Genomic DNA, 25,838 nt, shown 5'->3' on the forward strand with positions numbered 1-25,838 from the left:
TGGAACTTGCGAATTCATATGTCTCCAAGTTCAATAAGGACAGGTGCTATACTTGCATCCATTTTCTTCTTCCCAACACCAATTTTTTAAGCAATCTTCGGAAAAATAAATTAACCCTCTGTTACTCTTTAAGCAATTATGTAAAAATATCATCGCTATTACACTCACATAAAGCCAAAAGAGTAGATGCAGGGATAACTTCAGGTAAACTTAACTTTCGCCATCAGGCAGGTTTTGCTTCTCTGGCATCTAATTTCCTGCCCCAAGGAGCAAACCTATAGCAAATAAACATAATTTAAACCCTTAACCAAATTCATAAGATTAAACTTAAAAAAGGAGTTTTAGTTATGAAAAAATTAATCTTACTATTATCGCTAATAGCGATATTGTCATTAACTACTCTGGGATTTGCTGATACGGTACCAATAGGTACAGGAACAGCTACTACTTCATATTTACCTATTTACGGTTTATATGGATATAACTATACTCAACAAATCTATCTTCAAACCCAGATAAATAAGAGCGGGGAAATTACCAAGCTCAGATTCTTCTATGTCTCTGGTGATATAACAAATTCCAAAGATTGGGTTATTTATATGGGACATACCACCAAGACCACATTTTCTTCTACTACAGATTGGGTGCCTTTAACTAATCTAACTCAGGTTTTTGCTGGTGATGTTTCCAGTTATCTTCCACCAGCTAATAACTGGATGGAGATTCCCTTAACTACACCTTTTAATTATAATAACACAGATAATCTGGTTATTGCTATAGATGAGAATACTTCCGGTTATGCTTCTATGAGCTGGGGTGCCTTTACCAGTGGCACTAATACGGGAATATATTATTATAGTGATAGTATTAATCCAGATCCAGCAAATCCTCCTACGGCGAGTAGCAGAACAAGTTCTATAAATCGTATTCAACTAGCTTTCCCCAATACTTCTGCACCCTTAGCACCCACTTTATTAGCTCCAGCAAATGGTAGCTGGGCATTTACTAATGATATTTTATCCTGGACTCCAACCCTGGGTGGAGGAGATCCAACTGCTTATGATGTATATTTTGGCACATCTTCAAACAATCTAAACTTAGTGAGTAGCAATCAAACAGCAACCACTTATGCTCCTACTTTAGTAGCTGGAAATATTTACTATTGGAAGGTGGTTGCACGTAATGAATTTGGTGATTCTCCTCCTTCAGATATCTGGAGTTTCAAGACACCAACAACAACTCAATTAGCAGAGAGTTTTGAAAATACAACCTTCCCCCCTGCAGGTTGGGTTAATCCAGGAAGCTGGACTCGCAGTACAACCTATGCAAAACATGGAACTGCTTCTGCTTATAAATATGGCGGTGCAACCACCCAGTATATACTTTCAACCCCTAAAGTTACTATAACTTCAACCAGTACTTTAGATTTCTGGGCACTTTGTTCTCTCACAACAGGCACTTTACAGATTGTTTATTCACCAGATAGGATCACCTGGACTCAAATAGGTAGTATAAGCTTTGACCTTGGTGCTACTAATACCTGGTATCATTATGTAATTGACCTGAGTGGCTTAGCTGGAAATAATTACTATCTTGGTATTAGAACTGGTTTGCAAGCAGCAAGTTACTATGTTGATTCTGTAATAGGACCAGAAATCACTCCCGAAGCTCCAGGTCCAGTAACTCTTACCTCACCACCTAATGGAGCGACAATGGTAAGTATCCAACCTACTTTTACCTGGACTGCTCCCACTACTGGTGGCGTTCCCACTGGATATAAGGTCTATTGTGATACCAATAATCCTCCTACTACAGAGATTGCTGATGTACCCGGCTTAACTTATACTGCCGCAGTCCCCTTACTTAATAATACACAATACTATTGGACTGTTAAAGCGTATAATGCTGCCGGAGGATCTACTACTCCTCCTCCCTTTAGTTTTACTACTGTGGAGCAAGGTTATGTAATCATAGGAACGGGAACAGCTGATCTTGATATGCCGGTTAATCCTTACTATGGATATACTTATTCTCAGAGCATTTATCTGCAGAGCGAGTTGAATATAGAGAACCAACGGATTGAAAAGATATATTATTATTGGAATGGTGTCGGTGCTGCGGTTAATAGTAATAACTGGACCGTTTATATGGGACATACTCCCAATGCCAGTTTTACTTCTATAAGTGAATGGATACCCTTATCTAATCTAACCCAGGTGTTCTCTGGAACTGTCACACTTCCCGCTGTTGCAGGATGGATAGAAATAGTTCTTAATAACCCATTTATCTATGACAATGTAAATAATTTAGTTATTGCGGTAGATGAAAATGCACCGAGTTGGGACAGTTCTTCTTATTTCTTCTATTGTACTTCAGCCGCTACCAATCGTAGTCTCCGTTATTATAATGATTCTACTAATCCTGATCCTGCTAATCCTCCTGAGGGCACCCTAGTTATGGGATATCCTAATGTTATGTTAAAATTTGGTGAGATACCTCAAGTACCAATATTTAATTATAGTCCTACTTCCATAGCTTTTGGTACTACTTTTGTTAATACTCCAACAGATTATCAAAATGTTATTGTAACCAATACGGGTGCAGGAGTGCTTAATCTTGCGGTAGCGGATGTAAGTATAATCGGAACTAATGCCTCTATGTTTAATGTTAATACTTCAAATTTGCCTGCAGCATTAAGTAGTGGTCAATCGGTAATCATTCCTGTGCGTTATAATCCTACAGCTATAGGGAGCCATACAGCTACTTTACGAATGGTCTATGATAGTGTGAACTATGATGTTGCCTTGTCTGGAAATGCATTAGGTGAGCATGCTCTTTACGAGAGTTTTGAGGGAGCAACTTTTCCACCTGCAGGTTGGGCTACTGCTACTATTCCCTGGGAAATCTATACTACCTATGCTCATACTGGAACTAAATCGGTAAAATCTGGTTATACAACAGGAACCTGGTGGTTGATGACTCCTACTCTTTCCATACATGAAGGAGCTAATATTCTAACCTTCTGGTATCGCGATTATAGCGAAAGCACAGGTTGGGATTATGTTGATGAATATACTTATGTAATGCTTTCCACCACGGGTAATGCTCCAGAGGACTTTACTACCACTTTGTGGACGGGTGATTATCTAACCTTCACTACCACCTGGCAGATGGCATCTATTGACTTAAGTGCTTATAATGGTCAAAATGTAGTCATAGCCTTCAAGAGTGTTCATACTGGCGGAAACTATAGAATCATTGATGATGTTGCTGGTCCTGATATCTATGTGCCTTCAGGTCCACCTGATCCAGTAACCCTTACTTATCCTGCTAATGGAGCTACAGGTTTGCCTCAGGTTGGTTTCAATCTTACTTGGACACCCGCTACAACTGGTGGAGTCCCTGATTATTATGCGGTCTATATGTCGCAGAGTGATGAAACTATATATGATGATTACTATTGGGAGACCACAAATACCAGTTTCAATCCTGTAACCCAGGGTGGAATTACTTTCAACTATCTGGATCGCTGGTACTGGACTGTAGAAGCAGTTAATGGTGATGGTAATGCAGTAGTAGAGCCACCCTACTGGTTTATAATTGAGGCAGATCCTCGTGTTCCACTACCTTACACTCAGGATTTTGGGACTGATGGCACCTGGCCCCTTAACTGGACTCAGACCTATTCTGGTGGTGTAACTTCCAATCGTTGGTCCTTGAGCAATACCAGTAATGCAGGTGGAACACCATATGAAATGATGGCAACCTATATAAACGCGATTGGTGTATCTCGTCTGATTTCTCCTCCAATCAATACTTCTGGTGTTTCTAATATGAGTATAAGATTCCGTACCTACTATAATGATTATAGTGTAGGAATTACGGCAAAAGTGCAATACAGTCACGATTTAACCACCTGGTATGATTCTCCCTGGTCCATAGTGAGTGGTGGTGGTGATGTAAGTGGATTAATGAGTGTTTTACTCACTGGTCTGAATTCACCCACTACCTATATTGCTTGGACTCTGGATGGGGATCATTGGCAATTTGATTACTGGTATATTGATGATGTAACCTTCAGTCAACCACCCAATCATGATGTAGCACCTGTAAGCTGGGGTTTACCTCAGGTAGTAGGTGAAAATACCTTAGTAACACCGAAGGCAACCGTAATTAACAATGGTATAAATACAGAGACCTTCACGGTCACCTGCACCATAGGAAATACCTATACCAATACCCAAACTGTGAGTGGTCTGGCTATGGGAATGACTCAACAGGTTACATTCTCTCCTCTCACTCCAGCATTATGGACTGCTTCATTAGTAACAGTTAAAACTAATCTACTCACGGATGAAGTGGCAGAAAACGATACTCTGTACGATGTATTGATTTGCCTACCCCTTGATACGGAAGGCTTGGCAGAGAATGTATTTACTGACCAATTTGTCCAGTTCAATCTTTCTACACCTGGGACAATGTATAATTTACCTAATCCTCCTACAGTAACCAACTTTATAGCAGGAGCAGATTGGGCAAATGGCAAATGGTTAGGTTGTGAATATGATGATGGAACCCTTGTTACAGATAACTTCTGGGAAATCAATCCAATGACAGGAGCTTCTACTCTCTTAGGTGAGATGGGCTTTGCCATAATGGGAATTGCCTATGATGATAACAATAATATTCTCTATGGAACAAATGGAGTAAATCTCTACACTATGAATGTTAATACTGGTGCTGCTACACTTGTAGGAGCTCTTTGGTATAATTTAAACGGAACTCCCACTGATTTAGCAAGTATGAATGGATTATTAATAGATATTGCTTATGATAATTATACCAATACGCTTTATGGCATAGATCTTGCCTATGACTGTCTGTGGGAAATTAATACTTCCACTCGGGAGCTGACTCTCATCGGATTCCTTGGTATAGACATCAACTATGCTCAGGATGCTGCTTTTGATCAGGATAATGGATTGCTCTTCCTGGCTGGATATGCCGCAGGTGGTGCTCTATACTGGATTGATACAATGTATGGTGGAGCCTACAAGGTAGGTGATTTCCCTGGTAATGCAGAAGTAACAGCTTTTGCTATACCTTATGGTTTGATCAGCGTTCCTCAGGTGACCATAGCTAATGATGGTACAATTAGTTGGGCACCTGTAAATGGAGCTATTAAATACTCCATCTATAAAGCAACAGATCCCTATGGTACCTTCAGCTGGTATGCTGATGTATACGGAACTTCCTGGACTGATCCGGAATTCACCACTAATGCCAAGGCTTTCTATAAAGTCACAGCAGTGGGTGGAATTCGTAATGCAAATCGTCAGGAAATCAGATATAGTCAACCTATCCAGCACAAAGGTAATCTAAACAGACAACCTCGCTATGATAAGGGTTTGGCAAATCAATCTATAATGCCAACCAAATCTAACCTCAATAAATAAGTGCGTTTTTAGCGCATAAATTAGACCCCCCACCGATTAAAAGTGGGGGGTCTTTTATAAGGTATAAATATTTGTAAATGGTAAAAAAGCTTAGTTCATAGAAAGTAGTTTCGAAGGAAGTAAACCATCTTAAGGGGATAGTTCTTGTTTTTTACGGATAAATGTATAGTTTGTAAGGTTGTTATATATCTTAAGGGTGTATTTCTTTTTTCCGGATAAATACATAGTTTGTATAAAGTAATTTGTAAGGGTTTAAAAAATAATAATGGTATGCAAAGGTCCTCCTTTGAATAAGATATGGTTTTAGCTGGTTCTTCTTGGTGCAGATGAGGACATTTATATCTGCACACCATAACTTATCAGGCTTTTAATTTATTTCGGATATGTGTAAAACTGGTTCTGCTTGGTGCAGATGAGGACATCTGCACACCATTTACACCTGCACACCAATACTTATCACACTCATCATAGGCATTAACATACCATTCCATAGGCCAGTGTTGAATTATAAGTATGTATTTTTTACTTTACTGCAGAAAAAGTTGTTTTAACGATATAATACTTCCGTGAAAATATCAATATCTTATACTTTTTACTGCAGAAAAAGTTGTTTTAATGATATAATACCATGTTTTAATAAAGGTAAATAAACCAGTACCAGTATATGAATACCGGTTTTTTTATTTAAGTTATAAGCGATTATTCTTCTGCGATTCCGGTCATTAAAAAGGTAAATATATTACTCAATAGGCAGGAATTGTAGCAAAGTATTGATTCCGAGGGAGGACAAAACGACTCCAATTATAGCAAGGATAACCAGGATAATCTTGAAGTAGTCTTCCGATTTTAGCATACCTACTAAATCTGGATTGCGAGAGAGATAGGCAGAGGTAGCATAAAATTCTTCACCAATTAAAGTATAGTCGCAGGTAGTGATGAAGAAAGGAATTTGAGTGATAGCATCAGTTCCAGCAATTTGAACCGCACCTGCTTGATTTCCCGTTTCAGTCATTAATAAAGCTTCAGCAAAGAAGTAACCCATATAGAAGACAGTAGCTACTTTTTCTCGTACAATAATGCCATTGACAGCGGCACTAAAGGCGAATTGGACATCCGAAACAAAGAAGATATCATCCTGGTTATAGGCATCAGGACGTCCTACTTCATCATAAGCATTTTTGACCATTTCTTGAGCGAGAGGCAGAACCAGATAATCCACCTGGGGAGATATTAAACGAATGTCATATTCAGCAGTTTTTCTCGCGATACGATTAAGAATCATCATAGTGGCAACAGTATCGGGATCACCCAGACTGCCCCATCCTGGAACGAATAATACAGGACGTCCCATTTCGGTGGCACGACCGACTGCATTGTCCAATTCTTCCAAGCCAGCAATAGGTCTGATATAGAGATCTTTATGCCGGGCTTGATTTAAGGCAATGACGACAAAAATACCCATTAAAATGGTAGCAATCAAAGTTGCATACTTAGTCGTGTCAAACCATTCTCCTTCGGGATGCAGGAAAACCGTTCTTCCCTTAATATTAGCTTGAGGTTTTTGAGCTGGAGGTAGATCGTCTTCATTAGCCCAGAGACCGCGTGAATTGGTTAAAAGTAGCCTAAATTCATAAGATCGAGTGTTTAAATCCAGTTCTTTACGCAGGATCTTGCGCCATTCTTTATCATTTTTGGCTTTGATCCCCTGTTGATAAGAAGAAAGGGAGGTTATAAAGTTTTTTTCATCCTGAAGAGCAGCAAGATTTTTAGCAGTTTCGGATAGTGTATCTTCGGAAGAAATCTGGCGAGAAAGGCTATCAATCTGAGCAGATAGCGCTTTCATATATTCAATGGTATCTTGTTTAAAAAGAGAGGGTCTAAAAGTAGCACCTGTTTTTTCATCCAGAGCCACGGTAAAATGCGGATCCAGCAAAACTAATTGAGAAGCTAAATCAACTTTTAAAAGTCTAACAGTTTCAGTTTCAGGATAGGGCACAGTTTGGTCATAACTTCGTGATATAGCACGAAATCTCATACCCGGATAAAAAGAAGAATCCAGAGGAGTGCGACGAAAAATATCATAGAAAAGAATACTTAAATTTTGCGAACCGTCATATATATCTCCTCCAGAAAAACGGAGGGATTTGGAGTCGTAGTTTATTTTTTGAGTAATTAAATGTGAGGAAAACTCTTTTTCGTTAGATAATTGTGAATAAATCTGGACCGTGATATCTTCTTTCCAGTTACGATTTTTGGGAAAATGCGCATATATAATCTTATCGGTATATCCTTCTTTTACTTCGTCCAGCACTCTACCTTGAGAATCCAAAAAGCGAAATAGTAGTTTGGATATATCATTGACGCTATTTGTGGAAATCTCGTAATTAACACGAAATTTAGTATGTTCTTTATCTATAAAAGTAGCTTGAGTTACATAGGCAAAAGGTCTGCCTAAAGATAAGACGATATTATCACCCTTATCATTGGGTTTATCCAGAACTTGATATTTAGGAACTTCTGGTAAGTCCTTAGAGTTACGAATCTGAATTGATTTTCCCAGAGAAGCAGATTGAAAAGTTTCAACTCGTGAACCATCTTCCGAGGACCAGTAACTGGTGTAGGAAAGAACAGGTATATAGGAGGAAAGTTGAATATCTGGTGATAATTTCCCTTTTATTTCTTCAGGAGAAGTCTTATCATAAAAATTTTGTCCCCAGTATTCTGGTTGCATTTCTTTAAGAAAGATAGAACCTTTTTGCCAGTTAGCATTAAAAATACTGTCAGGAGATTGGGCATTAGCCTTTTGATCTGCATAATATTGAGGTAAAAGATACCTGGGCATTAGCCAGGCTTCCCAGGAGACAATATTTGAAGCTCCAGAGGGAGGAGACCATTCAAAGCGAAATTCTCCAGTATCTTTTATATAATTTGCATAAAAAATCGCAGTGGTATCCGGGCGATTATTATAAGGTATAGCAGATAGAATGGGAGTTGCAGGAAGAAAACGACCAGTTTCATTGACTGGGACAACACAATAATAATAGCTATGTTCTGCTTTAGGATTGGCAAAAATAGTTTCAAATTGATTTAGATTATAACCTGCATATACATTTTTCGTTTCGCCTTCATTTAGTTCAATTCGCTTAGAAGGCTTGTAATATTTTGGGGTATTGATAAGTGCTAAAACATCATAATGAGGTAAAAGTGCAGCCAAAACTTTCGGGTCTCTGGGCACATTACCATAAAGGGTACCGGAGGAGACCTGTTGTTTTTCTTTTTTCAGTTTTCTGGGAGCAGTCTCAAAAGAGATTAAAGTAGCATTATAGTCTTTGTCAGTATAATTTAGCCAGCTCTCAGGTTGGCTAACTTTAGGATCAACTTCCAGGGATTCCAGGAGAAAAAGACTATCTGGACGGTGCCCTCTGTAAATATTGTATTTAATAATACGATTACTTTTATCCAGGGGATGCCATTGAAGAACCAGACCAGTGCCATCATCATTGGGAACATCAGAGACCGTAAAATCCTGAATGTGGTCTTCTTCCGAAAGGGTTTCTTTGGCACAACCCCCAAAAAAGAACATCATTGTAATTAAGATAAAGATTAAATAGAAATATATCTTTTTCATTTTAGAACCCTTTAGCAAAGCTTCAGTTATCCGCATTGGGAGAAGGATAATACGGAGGAGAGCTTTAACTAATATTCAGGCTATAATAGCATTTAGCCGAATAGGGCTTGTTTTAGAGCCAGAAAGACATCATTAACCAGGAACTGGATTCTACCTATTAGCAGAGAAATACGTGCCATAACAGTAAGACCAAAAGAGGCTCCGAATCCAATCATCATAAACCATTTTCCCACATTAACGAATTGTCCATATATCCCTGTGTGAGCCTTAGAAAAGAAGAAATAGAGTAATACTGTAATTGTTCCAATAAAGATAAGTGCCAGATTGATATTTTCTATGGGGACCATAGCCTGACGCATTTGTACCAGAATACTGGTATGCATAGCCAGAGCAACAGAGGCTCCAACGCTCATCATAGAAAAAGCAATAGGATAACGGGAAAGCCAGCTGAGTTTAGGTGAAAAACGAAACAGATAGAAGATACCAATAATACTTGGGATGATAAGAATCCATTCATGTTTCAAGAAAATAGGTTGATAGAAATAGGGGATAAACACCCGTTCGTAAGTTAAAACTAATGAATAACCAAGAGAGACTCCGACTAAGAGTTGTTCGGACATCTGATAAAATGGATTATCCTTATACAGGAAAGAGAATATACACAGAGTGAAAAAAGCTGCTACCAGATTACTAAATAAATCGAAAGTCATAATATACTCCCTTATTTCTTACCAGTTTGTGCTTTCTGAAGGAAATAACCTATATTTCCTAAGATGATAAATACAATTATCATAATATGAGCTACGGATTGTGCGTTCATACCAACTCGAGCTACTTTAAATTTATATGGTGTGTTATGAGTCATACGATTAAGCCCTTCCCAGGTTAGGGATGAGAACTGATTTTTATCAAGTTTTTCAATATCTATCACGATTTTTCCATCTACGCTTTGCTTAACTTGATGCAAAAGCTGTTGGTCTTTTTCGGGACAGGTTTGCAGGAAAAGTTCAAATTCCTCCGGGGAAAATTTAGCTTCTGTTTGAGGAGTGATTTTAATCAAATCTTTAATTTCAGGTTGATTGAGAATATCTTTACTAAAAGAGCGGCCAGGGACAATTTTATTTCCTTCCTCATCAAAATATGGTTCTAAGGGTTCACCAGGAGCACGGTAAGCGGCAAAAACATCAACCAATTTTTCATATTCTGCCGCACCTTTTAGTCCGCAGAGTAAACCAATAAATTGCCCTGTCTGGAGATAGGGATATTCATCAGCTGCCATAACTGCGGTAACTCCGACAGCGATATTAGTGCCAAATTTAGGGCGAGCATAAACAAGCCAGTAAGCTCCAGCAGTAGAGCCAGAAAATTCAACGACTAAATTCATCTCATTATAATTGGTTATGCCCTTCATTATGGGAAGATTTTCAGTTTTTCTTCCTTCCGCATCGGTTGGAACTGCAGTTGCGATATTATCTCCCATTCCTATCACAGTAGGGAGAATTAAGGCAGCAGGAATATAACCAAAGTTGCAATAATCAACTCCCGATTTAATATTAGGATAATCTTCTTTGACCGTATTGATTGCCATATCAATGATAGGAGCACCAGTAGGTAGGAAAGAAAGGCAAAACACCTTAATATTCCGTTCAAAGCAATGTCGCATTATTGCTATTTCCATAGGATAAAGTTCTGGCATAACCGAGGAATCATGATAGAAGCTTAATAGAACAGCTCTATCTTCTCTTCCCGCAAATGAATCTATCATTTGATAGACATTTTCTGTTGGAGGTGTGGTCACATTATCAGAATTATAAGGAATAAGCAAAGGGATAATGATAGCGAGAGCAACTATGAGATAAATCCATCTACGGTCTAAGTTTTGCATCCATTCAAAGAAACTTTTTTTCTCAGCCATTTCAATCACCTCCCAAATAGGAGCGTTCAATTCCCAGCATTATCTTTAGAGCAGTAGCAACACTTCCTAACCCTACCCCCAGGAGGATACCTCTTTTAGAAGCAAGATTTGGCACATCCAGTATCCACTGAGAAATATCGGGGATATATTTGCTAATTTTAACACCAAAAGGTACCTGAGCAAGCATTACGACTATGGCTGCAATTAAAAGTACTGTGGCTTCAGGAGATCGTGCTCGGAATGCTTTGTAGGCTGCTGATGCCATATAGAATGCTAAAAGAGAGAACATCGTTGCACTCATAGGCATTTGCATATTTTCAAATATCCACATATACAAGCCACCTTTTTGTGTGCCTCCAATAAAACCTGCCAGGGATGTAACTATGAATCCTGCAAAGAAGAAAAAGCTGTATTGCCATTTAGGTGCCTTGCGTTTAATTTTGCCATAGTGCATCATAGACAAGCTGATAACACCTAATAGCATAGCAAAAGGTGCCATGGCACGAGCCCAGGGTAAATAAAATTCTCCATAGAAAACATCCTGGATGAGACGGTGGGGAACGAAAACCCAGGCAAGCCAGATTACTCCACCGATAATGACGATTAATAATGGTATTGTCTTCTTCATAGATAAGACCTCTTTTTATTTAACAGGGAAAATTTGCATTAAACCAGTAAGCTGGAAAGTGCCCAGAAGAGCACCAGCGATAATAAATATTAAAATGACAAACTTGAAATAATCTTGAGCTTTTAAAGTGCCAAGAAGCATTGGCTCACGATTGAGATAGGCAGATGCCGCATAGAGTTCCTCACCAATAAGAGTATAGTCACAGGTGGTGATGAAGAAAGGTATCTGCGTGATGGCATCAGAACCTGCAATCTGGACAGCACCTATAGTATTGCCGGTTTCCGTCATTAGCAAAGCTTCTGCGGCAAAGTATCCCATAAAGAAGTTGGTGGCTACTCTTTCACGAGTCATAATGCCATTAACACCTGCCACATAAGCAAATTGAACCGAAGTGAGGTAGAACACATCATTTTTATCATAACTATCAGGACGACCTACTTCATAGTGAGCTTCCTGAACTATTTCTTGGGCAATAGGCATAACCAGATAGTCATAGCAGGGGACAATTAAGCGAGTGTCATATTCAGCCGCCTTTTTTGCCACCTGACTTAAGATTCCCATAGAAGCAATAGTTGCCACATCCGATAAACCACCAATTCCCATACAGTAGAGGATAGGTCTTCCCATTTCAGTAGCTCTTCCGACAGCATTATCAATTTCTTGCAAACCAGCTAAAGGACGAAGATAAAGATTTTTACCTCGTTTGGCAAGATTGATAAATATAACCACATCTATACCAAAGAGAAATACCGCTATCAAAGTAACCAGTTTGGTCCAATCAAACCAATTTGAGATTGGTGTATAATAGTTAAATTCACCTTCCTTATTAACATCAGGAGGAGTTTCGGCAAAAAATCCTTTTTCATTAGTTCGCACTATGGAATAGGTATATTTTCTTAATTCTGGTTCACGGATAGAAGCGACATAGCGCATCATTTGATGACTATTTCTTGCTTTCAGAGCTTCTTGAAAGTAAGGATTATCCTGATAAATCTTCAGTTGCGATTCTTTCGTATTAATCTCTTGTTCCAGTCTGTTTATATTTTCTTGGTAAAGAATTGCCATAGCAGGAGTAGCAGCTGTCAGAGAATCTTTATAAGCAGCGAGTTTTTGTTGGGATTCTTTTATATCATCTGAAAGTTGAGTAAGTTTTTTCTGGGCTTCATCCAGGTAGATGCTGATATTAAGTGTGGTTTTGTTTACCGGATCATAAGTGAAATCTATAGTAGAAGGAAGTAAAGCCAGACTGGAAGCTTTTTCTCCTGGCTGGAGATTCCGTACATATCGTTTTCCATCTATATAGGTATATAATTTGCCATCTTTAACAAAATTAAACCCGAGGATAGGCTTAGTAATGGAGGAAATATATCCGACAGAGACATCCAGAAAATTTTCATAGCAGGTATTAGATTTAATTTTGGTAAAATTAGAGCTACGATAACCTTTTCTATAGACCACATTTTTGATGGTGGATACATTATGTCCATTAACTATAAAAGAATTTGTAGGCATATAAGCCAGCATTGCAGGATCAGGTTTCAGGTATTGAATAATTTTATAGTCAGGAATAATTCGGGCTTTATCATGAAGTATTCTTCCTGTTTTGGGATCAATGCTATAAGGTCTACTATTAATGGTAATCTCTACTTTAAGGCTGTCTGTGGGTAATTTGCCTCCGTTTCGCAAGGAATATTTTTGGGGAATGTCTACATAGATAATATTATCCTGGTGAAATTCATTTATTTGAGCAAAGGGAATATCCGAACCTGGTTCATAGAAGTCAAAATAAATGTTCTGGATATCCTGAGCATCAGTCTTATTTATCTGATAATTAACTTTGAGGCGAGAGCCATCTTTTTTATGGGAAGTAGTACGAGTGAGAAATACAATAGGTTCTTGCCAAGTAAGGGTGAGACGGTCACCTTTATCCATAGGTTTGTCTTCCACTCTATATTTAGGAGCAGAAGGAAGTTGGGAACTATTAATGACTTTGGGAAGAGAAGCTTCACTTACGGGAGAAATATTATTAGAGCCATCCACAAATTTTAAAGTATAAAGGGTTTGATAAGCTTGTTCCCAATTTAAACCTGCAGCCTTAAAATCTGCTTCTTTGATTATACAATTATTTTTTAAAGCACCACCACCCACTAGACCTTGTGCCACTAAAATGCCTCTGGTAGAAGTTATTTGCTCTTTTTCCTGTGGGGTAAGAGTTTTCCACAAATCTTTAGTTATTCCAGGAACAGCATAAATCAAGTACATCATCAGGTCATCACTATTGATAGGATAGTCCCATTCAAATTGCATTTCTTTTTTATCTTGAACGGCTACACTATATAATGCAGGAGAAGTTTGAGGAATATCATCTATAGGAGAAGCAGAGACAGGTTCGGCAATACCGAGAATTTGATTACGTTCATCCACTGGAACAACGGTGTAATAATATTTATACTGAGGAGTTTGCCCTAAGGGTGTGCTTTTTAAGGCAGCTACAATTCTTTGCTGGTCTAATCGTACACCGGCATAGACATCCTTATCCTTATCCTTATCTTTTTCATCAGCAGAATAGCTTTTTTTGGAATGATAGTAATAATCACTATCATCCATAATACTTATAAGGTCAAAGCTTTCGCTTAAACGGGCAGCAATTTCAGGGTCTCTGGGTATACCTCTATAAAGATTTGAACCCTTGGCACCTTTTTCATATTTTAATTTTTTGGGAGATTCGATAGAAAGGAAATCACTTGTGCCACTATCATAAAAGAACATAGTATCTGCTGCCACTCCTGTTTTCACATTTACCTGGACTGAAGCAAGAAAGAAAAGAGTGTCGGGATGGATTCCGCGATAAACGCGATATTCCTGCACTCGCTTTTCTTTAGGTAAGGGTTTCCAGCTTAGAAACAAGCCATCGCCACCATCATTTGGAATATCTCCAATCTGCAAATTTTCCACCGGGAAATTACCAGTATTGGAATTATCTGCTTTCTTTTGACTGCTACAGCCAAAGAAAATTAAAAAGAGCAACAACAAGCTACTGGCATAATATTTCAATTTCATATTCAAACTCCTAAACGACAGGATATCTAAAAAACGAGTTGGAATTCAATACCAAAAAATTGGCTTTATTGTCAAATGCTTTTTTCTGCTATTTTACTTTTTGATAGATAGGGAATGAATTGAAACGATTATGGTGGGTGATACTGGACTCGAACCAGTGGCCTCTACGATGTGAACGTAGCGCTCTAACCAACTGAGCTAATCACCCTATTAAATTAATGGTGGGTGATACTGGAGTTGAACCAGTGACCTCTACGATGTCAACGTAGCACTCTAACCAAACTGAGCTAATCACCCATTTATAGAATCCATTTGCTGAAAGTTTAGGATTTTTGTCAATATAAATTAAGACTTAAAAAGGGAGAAATCGCAAAGCCGTAAGGTTTTTCCTTCTTTAATTGTTATATAGACAAAGAATATAAATCTTAATTTTTAATACATTATTAACAACAAGCTCCTTCGGAGCTTCATAAACGAGGACGTTTATGACCCCAAAACAGAAAGCTTCTGCAAAGCTTGAAACGAGGACGTCCTCTTTCCACCATACTCGTTTCACCTTGCTAAAATTATGAAGACTCTACATTTTTTCATTCTTTCTACCTTTTTATGGTGAGATTATGAACAATTTATGTCCAGCATATGTCCAGCTTATGTCCAGCTTATGTCCAAAATTGGACATAAGCTCCATAAAAGTTAGTTAATTATCGGATATAATTTAGAGATGAGGGGATAAAAAAGAAAATAGGAATGAAATAGAGTTTATTTGGATATGATGAAGAGATGAAAAAGGAGGTCATTAACCATCAAGAAGGATAGGTTCTAAAGTAAAGCAAAATATTTAAAATATTGAAAGCTCTTGACTTTTGTATCAGGGAAATTAAAATAGAGTTTATGAAACAGAAAAATAGAAGTATAATTTGGCTGGCTAAGAGATATCTTAGAGGGCAAAGTGCTTTTTTCATAAATAGGTCTCATTTTCTAACTTTGATAGGTTTAACCCTTGGAGTAACGGGTCTCCTGTGTGTGAGTAGTGTGATGAATGGATTAAGAACGGATATACAGGAGAGAATAACTGGAACTTTAAGTGAAATTAAGATTTCCAGACCAGATGGAGCACCTTTTTCAGAATATGATAAGATGGTAGATAAGTTGAGTCAAGAAGGTTTTTTATCTGCCCCAGTGGTGCGAAATGAATTGGTGATAATAAAAGAAGGAAAGCTTTCTCCAACACTTTCTCTGGGAATAGACCCGAATAGACATTCTAAAATCAGTTCTGTGTTCCAGCCCAAAGAAATGGATAATTCTGCTGGATTTCAGGGATTATTAGCCGGAAATATTCAGAGTAATGAGTTTACAGATGGTGGCATAGCTATGGGAATTGGCTTGGCAGCAAGTATGGATGTTCGCATTGGTGATGAGATAGAGCTTTTATCTCCGGTTTTTAATGTGCCTTCTGCTTTTGGGATGTTACCGCGAGTCAGGAAATTAAAGGTTACTGCTATTTTTACCACTGGGATGCCAGAATACGATGAAACCTATAGTTTTATCCCTTTATCTATAGCTCAATTTTTCAGTGGTTACACCAGTGAGATTGATTATATAGAGGTCAAAACCGGTGCTTTTTCTAATCCTCAACGCGCTACCAGGAAAATAAAAGCTTTATTTCCAGAGTTTGAAGTGGAGGATTGGAGTGCCTATGATCCCAGTTTATACAGTTCTATCAGATTTGAGAAAAATCTTATGTTCTTGATTATGCTATTTATGTATATTATAGCCAGTTTTAATTTGATAGGTAATTTATGGAAGACCATCACTCGCAAGAAGAAAGAATTGGGATTACTGAAGGCTTTTGGCTATAAGGAAAGTGAATTGGGCACCCTTTTTCTATATCAGGCTTTGTTTTTAGCCACTCTCGGAATTGCGCTGGGATTAATCATTGCTACTGTTCTCTTGTTAATTCAGCAGCAATATGGTATCATAAGTATGGATTTAGGAACGGCTGGTTTATCTGCTTTGCCCGTGAAATTTGCCACTTCAGATTATCTTATGGTAATTATATTTTCGTATGTGGTCACTTTTTTAAGTGTTATTTTACCTTTAAGAAAATTAAAGAATGTAAATCCAGTAGAATTAATACGCCAGACGGCATAAAGGAATAAAAAAGATGGATAGAAAGGAACTTTACAATTTTGCCATAGCCCAGGAACAACGCTCTCAAAGGCTTTATCAGGGCTTAGCCAGAAGCTTTGGCGAGCCTGAAACCAATGCCTTTTTCACGGAATTGGTCGGTTTAGAAAAAGAGCATGAACTCAAATTGAGAAGTGCTTTTAGCCAGGAATTCCCTGGTGAAGAGCCTGAACCTGAAACTCAGGAGATAAAAGAGATTCCATCTGTGGATTTAAAAGATCCCGCTCAACTTCTCCAGTTTGCTATAACTCGTGAGGAAGAGGCAGCTAAGAATTATTATTCTTTTGCAGAACAAACTGAACCAGTGGACATTAAGGAACTTTTGCTTCATTTAGCTAAAGAAGAAGAACAACACAAGACCTTGCTTCTGACCGAAATGCAAAGGATACTTGGTGCACTGGAATGGTTTGATCCCAGCGAGCTGGATGGTTTTATGGATTTTTAACCAATGAATTCTGATCAGACGGATTTTCTGGAAGAAAAAGAAATTACGGATAGAAATGTCCCTTTAGCAGAGAAACTTCGTCCTCGTTCTCTGGATGAAGTTTTAGGACAACCTGCTCTAACTGCTCCTGATTCTCCACTGCGTAAGATGATAGAAAGTGATGAATATCAATCTTTCATTTTATGGGGTCCACCTGGCAGTGGAAAAACAACCATTGCCAGAATCATTGAAAACAGCACAAAACACCGCTTTGTTAGATTTAGTGCTGTCCTTTCCAGTATAACAGATGTCAAAGCAGTAATGAAAGATGCTGATTATATGCATCGTCATCAAAATCAGACTACCATAGTCTTTATTGATGAGATACATCGTTTTAACAAAGCTCAACAGGATGCATTTCTTCCTTATGTAGAATCTGGTGCTATAGTACTTATAGGTGCCACCACAGAGAATCCTTCTTTTGAAGTGATTCCGGCTCTTCTTTCGCGGTGTCATACCTTTGTGCTTCAGATGCTTTCAGAGGAGGACTTAAAAACTATCATTCGCAAAGGATATGAGAGTTTAGGATTGGAAGAAGATGAAGATATAATAGGATGGCTGGCTCAACAAAGTTCGGGTGATGCTCGTAGAGCACTTAATCAGCTGGAACTTCTGGCACCTTATCTAAAAAAAGAACCACATAAAGAGATAAAACAACTGGCAACTATCCTGGAAAAGAAGACTCTTTACTATGATAAGGACCGGGAAGAACACTATAACCTTATTTCTGCTTTACATAAATCACTTAGAGGATCAGACCCTCAAGCAGGACTTTACTGGTTGGCAAGAATGCTGGAAGCGGGAGAAGATCCTCGCTATATAGTGCGAAGATTGATTCGCTTTGCCTCAGAAGATGTGGGATTAGCGGATCCTCAAGCGCTGGTTCAAGCTATTGCTGTAAAGGAAGCGGTTCTTTTTATTGGAATGCCTGAAGCGAGCACTGCTCTGGCTCAATTGGTAGTCTATCTTGCCACTGCTCCCAAAAGTAATTCTCTCTACACCGCTTATGAAGCTGCTGCTGAAGATGCCAGAAAAACCAGTCATTATGGAGTTCCTTTCCATATTCGTAATGCTCCCACTAAACTTATGAAAGACCTTGGCTATGGAGCAGGTTATAAGTATGACCACGATTTTGACAATAAATATGCATATCAAAAGTATTTTCCCGAGCAGATGGAAGAGAAAACCTATTATATCCCTGGAGAGTTTGGATTTGAAAAAGAGATAGCGAAAAGAATTCAGTGGTGGATAAAACTTAGACAAGAGAAGGATAAAAAGTAGCAGTTTCCAAACCTCAAATTGGTGATAGTTAAACTATCTTTTGTAGGTGAGAGCAAACTTTCATTTTTTCAAAAGGTAAATCTTATTCAAACCATCTAAATATACTAATATTTGGAAGCATAATTGCTTCAATATCTATAACATTATACATTTTATGTTCGGAGAAAAGAGTAATGAAGAAAAATAGAAAAATAACAAGATTCTTGATTTTACTGAGCCTTTTAATGATAGGATCAATACTCTATGGTAATATTACTAAACCTTATAGTGTTAATCATATCTGGTCAGAATCGGATAAAGCTGATTCTTTAACTGGTTTTGATGTGCAAATGTATGAGCTCACTCTTTCCATAAATGAACAAACGCATTATATCAATGGAAATGTTTTAGCAACGGTTCTGGCGGAAGAAAATCTGAGCTATATTGAATATAATCTGGTAGGCTTGACGGTTAATAGTGTTCTGGTGAATAATATTCCTGCTGATTACACTCATAGTAATGGCATTATTCATATAAACCTGAATATTTCAGCTGGTTCTACTTTTACCACGCAGGTATTTTATTCAGGCATTCCGCAATTGAGTTCTGATATTTATCATATTGGTATGATATTTACTGCGAACTCGGTTTTTACCATTTCAGATCCAGATGCAGCTCGTTACTGGTGGCCCTGTTATGACCATCCCTGGGATAAAGCTATAATTAATCTAACTATTACTATCAGGAGTGACTGGAAAGTTGCCGCCAATGGATTGAGGACTAATATATTAGATAATGGAGATGGAACTTCTACTACCTACTGGATAGGTCAATATCCTATGACCACCTATCTGGTTTGTGTAACCTGCGGACCCTATGTGGAATTTGATCAATCAATGGAAGAACTTCCTATTATTAATTTTGTATTACCCAGTCAGTATAACAATGCTTTAATAACATTATCCCGGGTTCCGATGATGATAGACTATTTTTCTCAGCTTTTTGGACCTTATCCCTTTGAGAAGTATGGTCATGCGGTAGTCAATATGAGCACTTACGGTGCTATGGAACATCAAACAATGACTACTCTGGGGAATTATATTATTAATGGGACTCTTGCCTATGAAACGACCATAGCTCATGAACTGGCACATCAATGGTACGGAGATGCAGTTTCCTTTCTTACTTTCAAGGATGTATGGCTTTCTGAAGGTTTTGCTACCTATTCAGAACATCTCTGGAAAGACAAAACAGAGGGTTGGGAATCTGCCTGTAACTACATAAGAACAGAATTTCATAATTATTATATAAATTGGGAAAATACAGAGGGACCTCACACTATTTATAATCCGAACTTTAATTCCTATTTTGCTCCACCCTCCTATGAAAAAGCAGCATCCGTGCTGCATATGTTGAGATTAACGATTGGAGATGCAAATTTCTTTTCCTTGCTCCAGAACTGGTATAACACCTATTGTTATGGGAATACAATAACCTCAGAATTTCAAGCTATGGCAGAACAAATAAGTGGACAGGATTTAGACCAATTCTTCCAGCAATGGATATATAGCCCTGGAATACCATCCGTGGAATATAGTGTCTGGTTCAATAATGAGAGTAATTCACCCTTAAAGATAGTTGCAAAAACGATTTCTAATACGAGCACTCCTTTTTATCTTGAGGTACCATTCCGTCTAACTCAAGCAGGAATTTCAGATTCTTTGTTTGTGCAAGCTTCACCTGAAGGTTTTAACAATTATTTTAATATAACACTCGGGGCAGGATCAGTATTCAATCCTAACTATCATAATTGGACTCTTCTTCGTTCAATCACAGAAAAAAGACCGGTTCTGGTGGAATGTTTGCCTACCAATAATTCTGTGTTTCTTTCTTGGGAAAGTTTTCCAGGTAGTCCAGATTTGGGCTACCGGATTTATCGTCGTAATGTAGATAATGGCAGTGAGTGGATAGCTTTAAATTCAGAACCGCTATACAGCTTAAGTTTTATTGATAATACCGCTATTAATGGAACTTTATACCAATATGCTATATCTGCTATAGATAGTGAGGGTTGGAGCAGTTTACAATCTAATATAATGAGTGCAGTGCCCGTTCTATTTTCTTTTGCTCAGGATTTTTTGGTAGTGGATGAGACCCGAGATGGTAATGGGAGCAATATCAGTCCTGATGATGCGATGGTGGATAATTTTTATAATACAGCTTTAATTCCCATAGAATATGATTCTTGGGATGTAGCAAGTGAAGGTTTACCAAATTTAGCAACTCTGGGTGGATATAAAGTAGTTCTCTGGCACGCTGATGATTTGGCAGAAAACTTACTGGTTGAGCATCAAAGTATTCTGGGAAGTTATATATTAGGGGGAGGGAAAGTTTTGATATCAGGCTGGAAAACAGCCATAGTTTTGACCGAAACTTTTCTTCAAAGATTTGCTGGTATTCCTCAGATTGTTTATGATAATGTTCCCTGTCTGATCAGTGCACAATCCAGTATCTATCCAGAACTTTGGGTAGATTCAAATAAGCTCATTCCTGCTTGGAATGGGATGCTGCCTTATATTTGCACTTTTCCTGAGGCTGAACAGATAATTTATATTGCTAATATGAATCCAGCTATTCCTCATAATGGAAATTGTCTGGCTTTACGACATAGCTGTAATAATGGCGAATTGATATTACTGGGTTTTCCTCTTTATTATATGCAAGCAGAAGGAGTACGAGATTTTTTACAACTAATCATCCCTGAATTGATTAACACACCAGTAATAGATTCCACTATTCCTTCAGTGGTAGCTTCAATGAAAATTTATCCCAATCCTTTCCATAAAGATTGCCATATCCAGATTTCCTTAGCGGATAAGGGATTAGCAAGTCTTTCGCTCTATAATCTTAAGGGTCAAAAAGTTAAAACCTTCTTCCAGGAAGCAAAGATGAAAGGAGATTATACTTTTAATTTTGACGGAAAAGATGATAATGGGAAAGTGCTTCCTTCGGGAATATATATACTGAGGTTGAAACAATCCGATAGAATTATAACCAGACGGATAAGCTATATAAAATAGTGTTTCAAGCTAATATTGAAAATAGATATACAAGTGTGATGATAATAATAGATAGGTAAAGCATAAAGTCATAGAGAGAGAAATTATTCTGCAGTAGATGAGTATGTTTTCTAGTAGAGCGAAATCCTCTCAAGTCTAATGCAATAGCCTGAATTTCGCTGCGTGAAAGCACATCCGCCAGAACACTGAGAGATATATAACGATATATGGTTAGTTGTGATTTCAATGGTAGTTTCCTCAAATTTATTCCTCTGAACTTAACCAGTTGTAAAGAATGCTGAATATGTTCTCCAGCAGAAGGGATAATATGAATAGTATAAAAAATCATAAAGGCAAATTCTTCGGGAAGATGAAGAGTGTTAAAGGCAATATCAAAATCTTCATAAGTCAAACGCAAAAGTATCTGAGCGGAGAAAAATAGAATCAGTAACCGAAGATTTACCGCAATACCACGATGTAGACCTACAGAGTATATAGCATACCAGGATTTTCCCCAGAGTAACTCTCCTTTTTTAGTAAAGAGCAATTGTATTACCAGAATAGCGAGGAAAAGGGGAATCATTTTTCTTACTTGCTTCCACCAGAGCCGAAAATTAAAACCAGTAAGTAATCCCCGGAAAATAGCACAAAGTAAAAAAGCAAGAGTTAACCAAGGTAATTGAGGGACAAAAATAGCAGCGGTACTGAACCACAGAGCAGCGATAATAAAACTTAGAGGATGGAGTTTATTCATTTTATCTGGGTTAATCTTCCTTTTTCCAGAAGAATAATGCGATTAAAAAGATTTTCAGTTAGAACCGGGTCGTGACTCACAATGAGATATCCTCTTTCATTTTTGTTCAAGCAGCGTTCTACAAAATCTTTTTTATGTTTTGCATCTAAACCTGCAGTAGGTTCATCCAGTAGCCAGAATCTATCCTGTAATAAAGGCAACCATAAGAGTGAAAAAGCTCTTAATTCACCACCAGAAAGGCGAGCATAAGGTGTGTCATATTTAGCAATTAAATCGGAGTCTACGAAAAAAAGACTTTGCTCGGTAAATATGTCTGGTAAAGCCAGATGCCATAGTTCCCAGTCATTACGAGGAACTAAACCAAAGAGGTCCATTCTGGCATTTTGCCTGGAATATAAAACTTCATTGTACCTATCTGGAGTCAATTCCTGAACGGAAATATCATTCAAGGTGATATTTCCCTGTTGAGGAGTTAACAGTCCCATTAAAAGAGCTAAAAGGGTGCTTTTGCCGCTACCATTTGCTCCATAAAGTAAAATTTTATCGTCCTGTTTAATTTCAAAGGAGAAATCCTGGAATAGTGGTGGATTTTTAGGGTAGGCGAAGGTGATATTGTTTATTTGAAAGAGAGTGGAATTCATTTACTTAAATCCAGAATTTGATTTGCCAGTGAACCTAAGTCCGGATTATGCTCTACCATAATGACCATTTTCCCATTAGATAGAAGGTTTTTAAGCCATTTTTTGACCTTAAGTATAGATTCACCACTTAAAGCAGAGGTGGGTTCATCCAGTAGATATAAAGGTGTGTCCTGAGCGGAACAAAAAGCCAGTACTAAGAGTTTTTTTTGTCCCAGCGACAATTTTCCAGGTTCAGTTTCCCAGAAATCCTGCAAACCGAAATCTTCTGTGGCTCGGATGATTCTTTCCTTCATTTCTTTAATAGTTAAGCCCGCATTTTCCAGAGCAAAAAAAAGTTCTTTTTCCACTCTAGGGAAGAAGATTTGATTGTCAGGGTCACTCATTTGATAGGCAAGATAGCGGAATCTCTCATTTATAGGGATAGGATTGAGGTCAAGGTCATTTAATATGATGTCTCCCTTAAATTCAGCTTTTATACGCTGAGGGATTATCCCACTAATGCAATTTAAGAGGCTGGTTTTCCCACAACCATTTGGACCTGTTAACCAGAGCAATTCACCATCCTTTAGCTCAAAAGTTAAGTTTTTAAATATTGGTTCTGATTGCCCTGGATAACATAAATATAGGTTCTGGACTTTCAACATAATGAAAAGGCTTTGATAAAGTTCAAAGATGGAAGTTTTGGACTTTAATAAAAATTAAAGGGGAAACGAAGGTATTGATTATGGTATCAATTCAAAAGAGGTGATATTAGCTAATTTATCCGGATAAGCGAGAACTTCACTTAGCGGGATTTTTTCTTCTTTTCCACCTATATTTACAATGAACTGCACATCAGGACTGAGTTTCCAATCCATAATGCGGTTTAAGGTGATGAGAGCATCCAGATTTTCACTTTTGATGAGTGCCCAATCATCAATTTGAAGGTAGATAATGTCTTTTAGCCACATCCCATCAGGAATATGAGGACTTTTCAGATTGAATCCATAATCGGTTAATTCAATTATAGCATCTTTTAAATGGCGTGGATATTCCAGAGAACATTTTATACCATCAGAACTATAAAGCACCACACTATGTGTATCATTTCTAGCGGATAGGGGTAATAAATCGGCAAAGTAATAACCCTTAATATCGGAAAAAGGAGGTGGATTTTCAATTAAAGTTTCCTGTTTAAGGCGTTTATCTAAAAACTCAAAGCGGGCGGGCAATTTTAAAGGAGAAAAATCTTCCAGGACTACTCTATTCAGACCACGAATCCATTTCATATCTCTAAGCTGAGGGAAAATCAAACGAATACCATTTTCAGGTAAGACTTGACCATTTTGAGTGAAAGCGAGCCAGCATTCTAAGGAATCAAATTCCGCTTTGCTAAAACTTACCATATAGTTATCTGCCGATTCAAACCGAATAATTTTATAGGGAATCTTGATATTATCATTGAACCAGTGATTAAAACGAAAGCCAGTCCAGATATCTTCCTGAATTTCTCCACTTTTAACCCTGGTAGTAGTAAAGGTCTCCCGAGGGATTTTTGCTAATTCAGTATAAGAATAGATTAAAGAATCACCTTGAGGACCGGTAATGATAATAGCGCTTAAAATTGATATGGTCATGAAAGGTAAAAAGAGAAAGAATTTTTTCATTGTACCAACTCATAATGTTTTATAGTTTTATAAATAGCCCAGGAAATCCAGCCACCTATTATCCCAGAAATCATAGACATACCTTCAATAATCAGGATGAAAGGTAGAGGATGATGAAACACGAAAATAGCTACAATTAATGCTCCAGCCATATTGGCAAGAGCACAAAGTAGCATTTGACCCCAGATTCTTTCTGGATGAGGTATAGCCAGATAGACTAAATCTACTAATAATCCGGGGAAAGTATAACTAACCAGACTGAGAAGACCTTGATTTCCTCTTATTCCAATGACCATAATTACCAGTGCTTGCAGAAGTCCATAAACTATACCAGTGCCAAATTTATCTACTATCAATACAGCCAGGACCATCCATAACATATATAATCCACCAGTAAAAGAGCCACCTGGAATCATTAAAGGAGAGGTAATCATCTTAGAAAGAGGTGAAACAAGAGGTTTAATAGCTAAACCTATACCGGCTAATCCAGCAATAATTATCAGGTCACGAGTGGTAAAAGTGCGGAAAACTTTACTCATCAGATTAATTTTTTCATTTTACCGGTTTGGGGATTGTAAAGAATCAATTCTACTCCTGCTTCAGCTAAAAGTTTTTCGGCTAATTCATCAGGATATTTTTCAGCTACATAAACCGTCTGAATCTCAGCATTGATTATCATCTTAGCACAGATACTACAGGGTTGGTGAGTGCAATAAAGAGTGGCACCTCTGGCACTGGAACCATTTAATCCAGCTTGAATAATAGCATTTTGTTCAGCATGTAATCCGCGACAGAGCTCATGCATCTGTCCAGAAGGCACATTATTTTTTTTTCGTAGACAACCTACTTCAGCACAATGCCTAACTCCTTTGGGACTTCCATTATAGCCAGTGGAAAGAATCTGATTATCTTTCACCAGAACAGCACCGACCTGTCTTCGCAGGCAGGTGCTTCTGGTAGAAGCTAAAAAAGCCATTTGCATAAAATACTGTTGCCAGGAGGGTCTTTTTTCCATCTCAATAACCTGATATTAGTTAAATATAGATTTACTTTATAACTCAGCTAATTTTGTCAAGAAAGAAGGGAGCAACTTTAATTTAAATGATTTTTCTTGACATAA

The 25,838-nt window shown here is 37.8% G+C and carries 17 protein-coding genes and 2 tRNA genes; 5 read left to right on the top strand and 14 right to left on the bottom strand.

Annotated elements, in window-relative coordinates; genetic code table 11:
• The first annotated feature begins 347 nt into the window (after window positions 1–347).
• On the top strand, window positions 348–5,456 hold the full coding sequence (locus E0946_RS05370; RefSeq protein WP_133201441.1) for a choice-of-anchor J domain-containing protein: 5,109 nt from the start codon (window positions 348–350) through the stop codon (window positions 5,454–5,456).
• Between the two features lie 359 nt (window positions 5,457–5,815).
• Here E0946_RS05370 and E0946_RS07455 read toward each other — a convergent pair whose 3' ends face one another.
• The 8 genes from E0946_RS07455 to E0946_RS05405 all read right to left on the bottom strand — a co-directional run bounded on the left by E0946_RS07455 (window position 5,816) and on the right by E0946_RS05405 (window position 14,984).
• The gene (locus tag E0946_RS07455) at window positions 5,816–5,947 is read right to left on the bottom strand and encodes a hypothetical protein (RefSeq protein ID WP_277997832.1); all 132 of its coding nucleotides are present in this window, start codon (window positions 5,945–5,947) and stop codon (window positions 5,816–5,818) included.
• Between the two features lie 248 nt (window positions 5,948–6,195).
• Window positions 6,196–9,084 (bottom strand): DUF6754 domain-containing protein, encoded by a 2,889-nt coding sequence (locus E0946_RS05375; protein WP_133201442.1) that lies wholly within the window; start codon window positions 9,082–9,084, stop codon window positions 6,196–6,198.
• A 92-nt stretch (window positions 9,085–9,176) separates the two neighbouring features.
• Window positions 9,177–9,794 carry a hypothetical protein gene (locus E0946_RS05380; protein ID WP_133201443.1) on the bottom strand — a complete coding sequence of 206 codons (618 nt, stop codon included), beginning with the start codon at window positions 9,792–9,794 and terminating at the stop codon, window positions 9,177–9,179.
• A gap of 11 nt (window positions 9,795–9,805) precedes the next feature.
• A complete protein-coding gene (locus tag E0946_RS05385) occupies window positions 9,806–10,999 on the bottom strand; it encodes a hypothetical protein (RefSeq protein ID WP_133201444.1) in 1,194 nt (397 codons plus the stop codon).
• A 1-nt stretch (window position 11,000) separates the two neighbouring features.
• Complete coding sequence (locus tag E0946_RS05390) at window positions 11,001–11,627, bottom strand: hypothetical protein (protein ID WP_133201445.1); 627 nt, start codon at window positions 11,625–11,627, stop codon at window positions 11,001–11,003.
• Window positions 11,628–11,642: 15 nt separating this feature from the next.
• Window positions 11,643–14,687 carry a DUF6754 domain-containing protein gene (locus E0946_RS05395; protein WP_243713762.1) on the bottom strand — a complete coding sequence of 1,015 codons (3,045 nt, stop codon included), beginning with the start codon at window positions 14,685–14,687 and terminating at the stop codon, window positions 11,643–11,645.
• Window positions 14,688–14,818: 131 nt separating this feature from the next.
• A tRNA-Val gene (locus E0946_RS05400) sits at window positions 14,819–14,895 on the bottom strand.
• A gap of 11 nt (window positions 14,896–14,906) precedes the next feature.
• Window positions 14,907–14,984 (bottom strand) — tRNA-Val (locus E0946_RS05405).
• A gap of 594 nt (window positions 14,985–15,578) precedes the next feature.
• Here E0946_RS05405 and E0946_RS05410 point away from each other — a divergent pair.
• The 4 genes from E0946_RS05410 (at window position 15,579) to E0946_RS05425 (ending at window position 21,698) form a co-directional block, all read left to right on the top strand.
• Window positions 15,579–16,838, top strand: a complete 1,260-nt coding sequence (locus E0946_RS05410; protein ID WP_133201446.1) for an ABC transporter permease — start codon at window positions 15,579–15,581, stop codon at window positions 16,836–16,838.
• Window positions 16,839–16,851: 13 nt separating this feature from the next.
• The gene (locus E0946_RS05415) at window positions 16,852–17,319 is read left to right on the top strand and encodes a ferritin-like domain-containing protein (RefSeq protein ID WP_133201447.1); all 468 of its coding nucleotides are present in this window, start codon (window positions 16,852–16,854) and stop codon (window positions 17,317–17,319) included.
• Between the two features lie 3 nt (window positions 17,320–17,322).
• The gene (locus E0946_RS05420; RefSeq protein ID WP_133201448.1) at window positions 17,323–18,639 is read left to right on the top strand and encodes a replication-associated recombination protein A; all 1,317 of its coding nucleotides are present in this window, start codon (window positions 17,323–17,325) and stop codon (window positions 18,637–18,639) included.
• 173 nt (window positions 18,640–18,812) lie between these two features.
• Complete coding sequence (locus tag E0946_RS05425; RefSeq protein ID WP_133201449.1) at window positions 18,813–21,698, top strand: M1 family metallopeptidase; 2,886 nt, start codon at window positions 18,813–18,815, stop codon at window positions 21,696–21,698.
• Window positions 21,699–21,702: 4 nt separating this feature from the next.
• Here the strand turns inward: E0946_RS05425 and E0946_RS05430 are convergent, their stop codons facing one another.
• From E0946_RS05430 to E0946_RS05455, 6 genes are all read right to left on the bottom strand, one after another.
• On the bottom strand, window positions 21,703–22,431 hold the full coding sequence (locus E0946_RS05430) for an energy-coupling factor transporter transmembrane component T family protein (RefSeq protein WP_133201450.1): 729 nt from the start codon (window positions 22,429–22,431) through the stop codon (window positions 21,703–21,705).
• Window positions 22,428–23,072, bottom strand: coding sequence for an ATP-binding cassette domain-containing protein (locus E0946_RS05435; protein WP_133201451.1), 645 nt, complete (start codon window positions 23,070–23,072; stop codon window positions 22,428–22,430). The genes E0946_RS05430 and E0946_RS05435 overlap by 4 nt, the downstream gene beginning before the upstream one ends.
• A complete protein-coding gene (locus tag E0946_RS05440; protein ID WP_133201452.1) occupies window positions 23,069–23,716 on the bottom strand; it encodes an ABC transporter ATP-binding protein in 648 nt (215 codons plus the stop codon). The genes E0946_RS05435 and E0946_RS05440 overlap by 4 nt, the downstream gene beginning before the upstream one ends.
• Window positions 23,717–23,794: 78 nt before the next feature.
• Window positions 23,795–24,718 (bottom strand): molybdopterin-binding protein, encoded by a 924-nt coding sequence (locus E0946_RS05445; protein ID WP_133201453.1) that lies wholly within the window; start codon window positions 24,716–24,718, stop codon window positions 23,795–23,797.
• Complete coding sequence (locus E0946_RS05450; RefSeq protein ID WP_133201454.1) at window positions 24,715–25,257, bottom strand: ECF transporter S component; 543 nt, start codon at window positions 25,255–25,257, stop codon at window positions 24,715–24,717. The genes E0946_RS05445 and E0946_RS05450 overlap by 4 nt, the downstream gene beginning before the upstream one ends.
• The gene (locus tag E0946_RS05455) at window positions 25,257–25,733 is read right to left on the bottom strand and encodes a deoxycytidylate deaminase (protein ID WP_133201455.1); all 477 of its coding nucleotides are present in this window, start codon (window positions 25,731–25,733) and stop codon (window positions 25,257–25,259) included. Before E0946_RS05455 ends, E0946_RS05450 begins: the two co-directional genes overlap by 1 nt.
• Window positions 25,734–25,838: the final 105 nt, after the last annotated feature.

It is taken from the genome of Candidatus Syntrophosphaera thermopropionivorans, from assembly GCF_004353895.1.
Lineage (GTDB): Bacteria > Cloacimonadota > Cloacimonadia > Cloacimonadales > Cloacimonadaceae > Syntrophosphaera > Syntrophosphaera thermopropionivorans.

Coding starts and splice junctions, on each gene's coding strand:
- E0946_RS05370 (WP_133201441.1), top strand. CDS start 348: ATGAAAAAATTAATCTTACTATTATCGCTAATAGCGATATTGTCATTA.
- E0946_RS07455 (WP_277997832.1), bottom strand. CDS start 5,947: ATGGAATGGTATGTTAATGCCTATGATGAGTGTGATAAGTATTGGTGT.
- E0946_RS05375 (WP_133201442.1), bottom strand. CDS start 9,084: ATGAAAAAGATATATTTCTATTTAATCTTTATCTTAATTACAATGATG.
- E0946_RS05380 (WP_133201443.1), bottom strand. CDS start 9,794: ATGACTTTCGATTTATTTAGTAATCTGGTAGCAGCTTTTTTCACTCTG.
- E0946_RS05385 (WP_133201444.1), bottom strand. CDS start 10,999: ATGGCTGAGAAAAAAAGTTTCTTTGAATGGATGCAAAACTTAGACCGT.
- E0946_RS05390 (WP_133201445.1), bottom strand. CDS start 11,627: ATGAAGAAGACAATACCATTATTAATCGTCATTATCGGTGGAGTAATC.
- E0946_RS05395 (WP_243713762.1), bottom strand. CDS start 14,687: ATGAAATTGAAATATTATGCCAGTAGCTTGTTGTTGCTCTTTTTAATT.
- E0946_RS05410 (WP_133201446.1), top strand. CDS start 15,579: ATGAAACAGAAAAATAGAAGTATAATTTGGCTGGCTAAGAGATATCTT.
- E0946_RS05415 (WP_133201447.1), top strand. CDS start 16,852: ATGGATAGAAAGGAACTTTACAATTTTGCCATAGCCCAGGAACAACGC.
- E0946_RS05420 (WP_133201448.1), top strand. CDS start 17,323: ATGAATTCTGATCAGACGGATTTTCTGGAAGAAAAAGAAATTACGGAT.
- E0946_RS05425 (WP_133201449.1), top strand. CDS start 18,813: ATGAAGAAAAATAGAAAAATAACAAGATTCTTGATTTTACTGAGCCTT.
- E0946_RS05430 (WP_133201450.1), bottom strand. CDS start 22,431: ATGAATAAACTCCATCCTCTAAGTTTTATTATCGCTGCTCTGTGGTTC.
- E0946_RS05435 (WP_133201451.1), bottom strand. CDS start 23,072: ATGAATTCCACTCTCTTTCAAATAAACAATATCACCTTCGCCTACCCT.
- E0946_RS05440 (WP_133201452.1), bottom strand. CDS start 23,716: ATGTTGAAAGTCCAGAACCTATATTTATGTTATCCAGGGCAATCAGAA.
- E0946_RS05445 (WP_133201453.1), bottom strand. CDS start 24,718: ATGAAAAAATTCTTTCTCTTTTTACCTTTCATGACCATATCAATTTTA.
- E0946_RS05450 (WP_133201454.1), bottom strand. CDS start 25,257: ATGAGTAAAGTTTTCCGCACTTTTACCACTCGTGACCTGATAATTATT.
- E0946_RS05455 (WP_133201455.1), bottom strand. CDS start 25,733: ATGGAAAAAAGACCCTCCTGGCAACAGTATTTTATGCAAATGGCTTTT.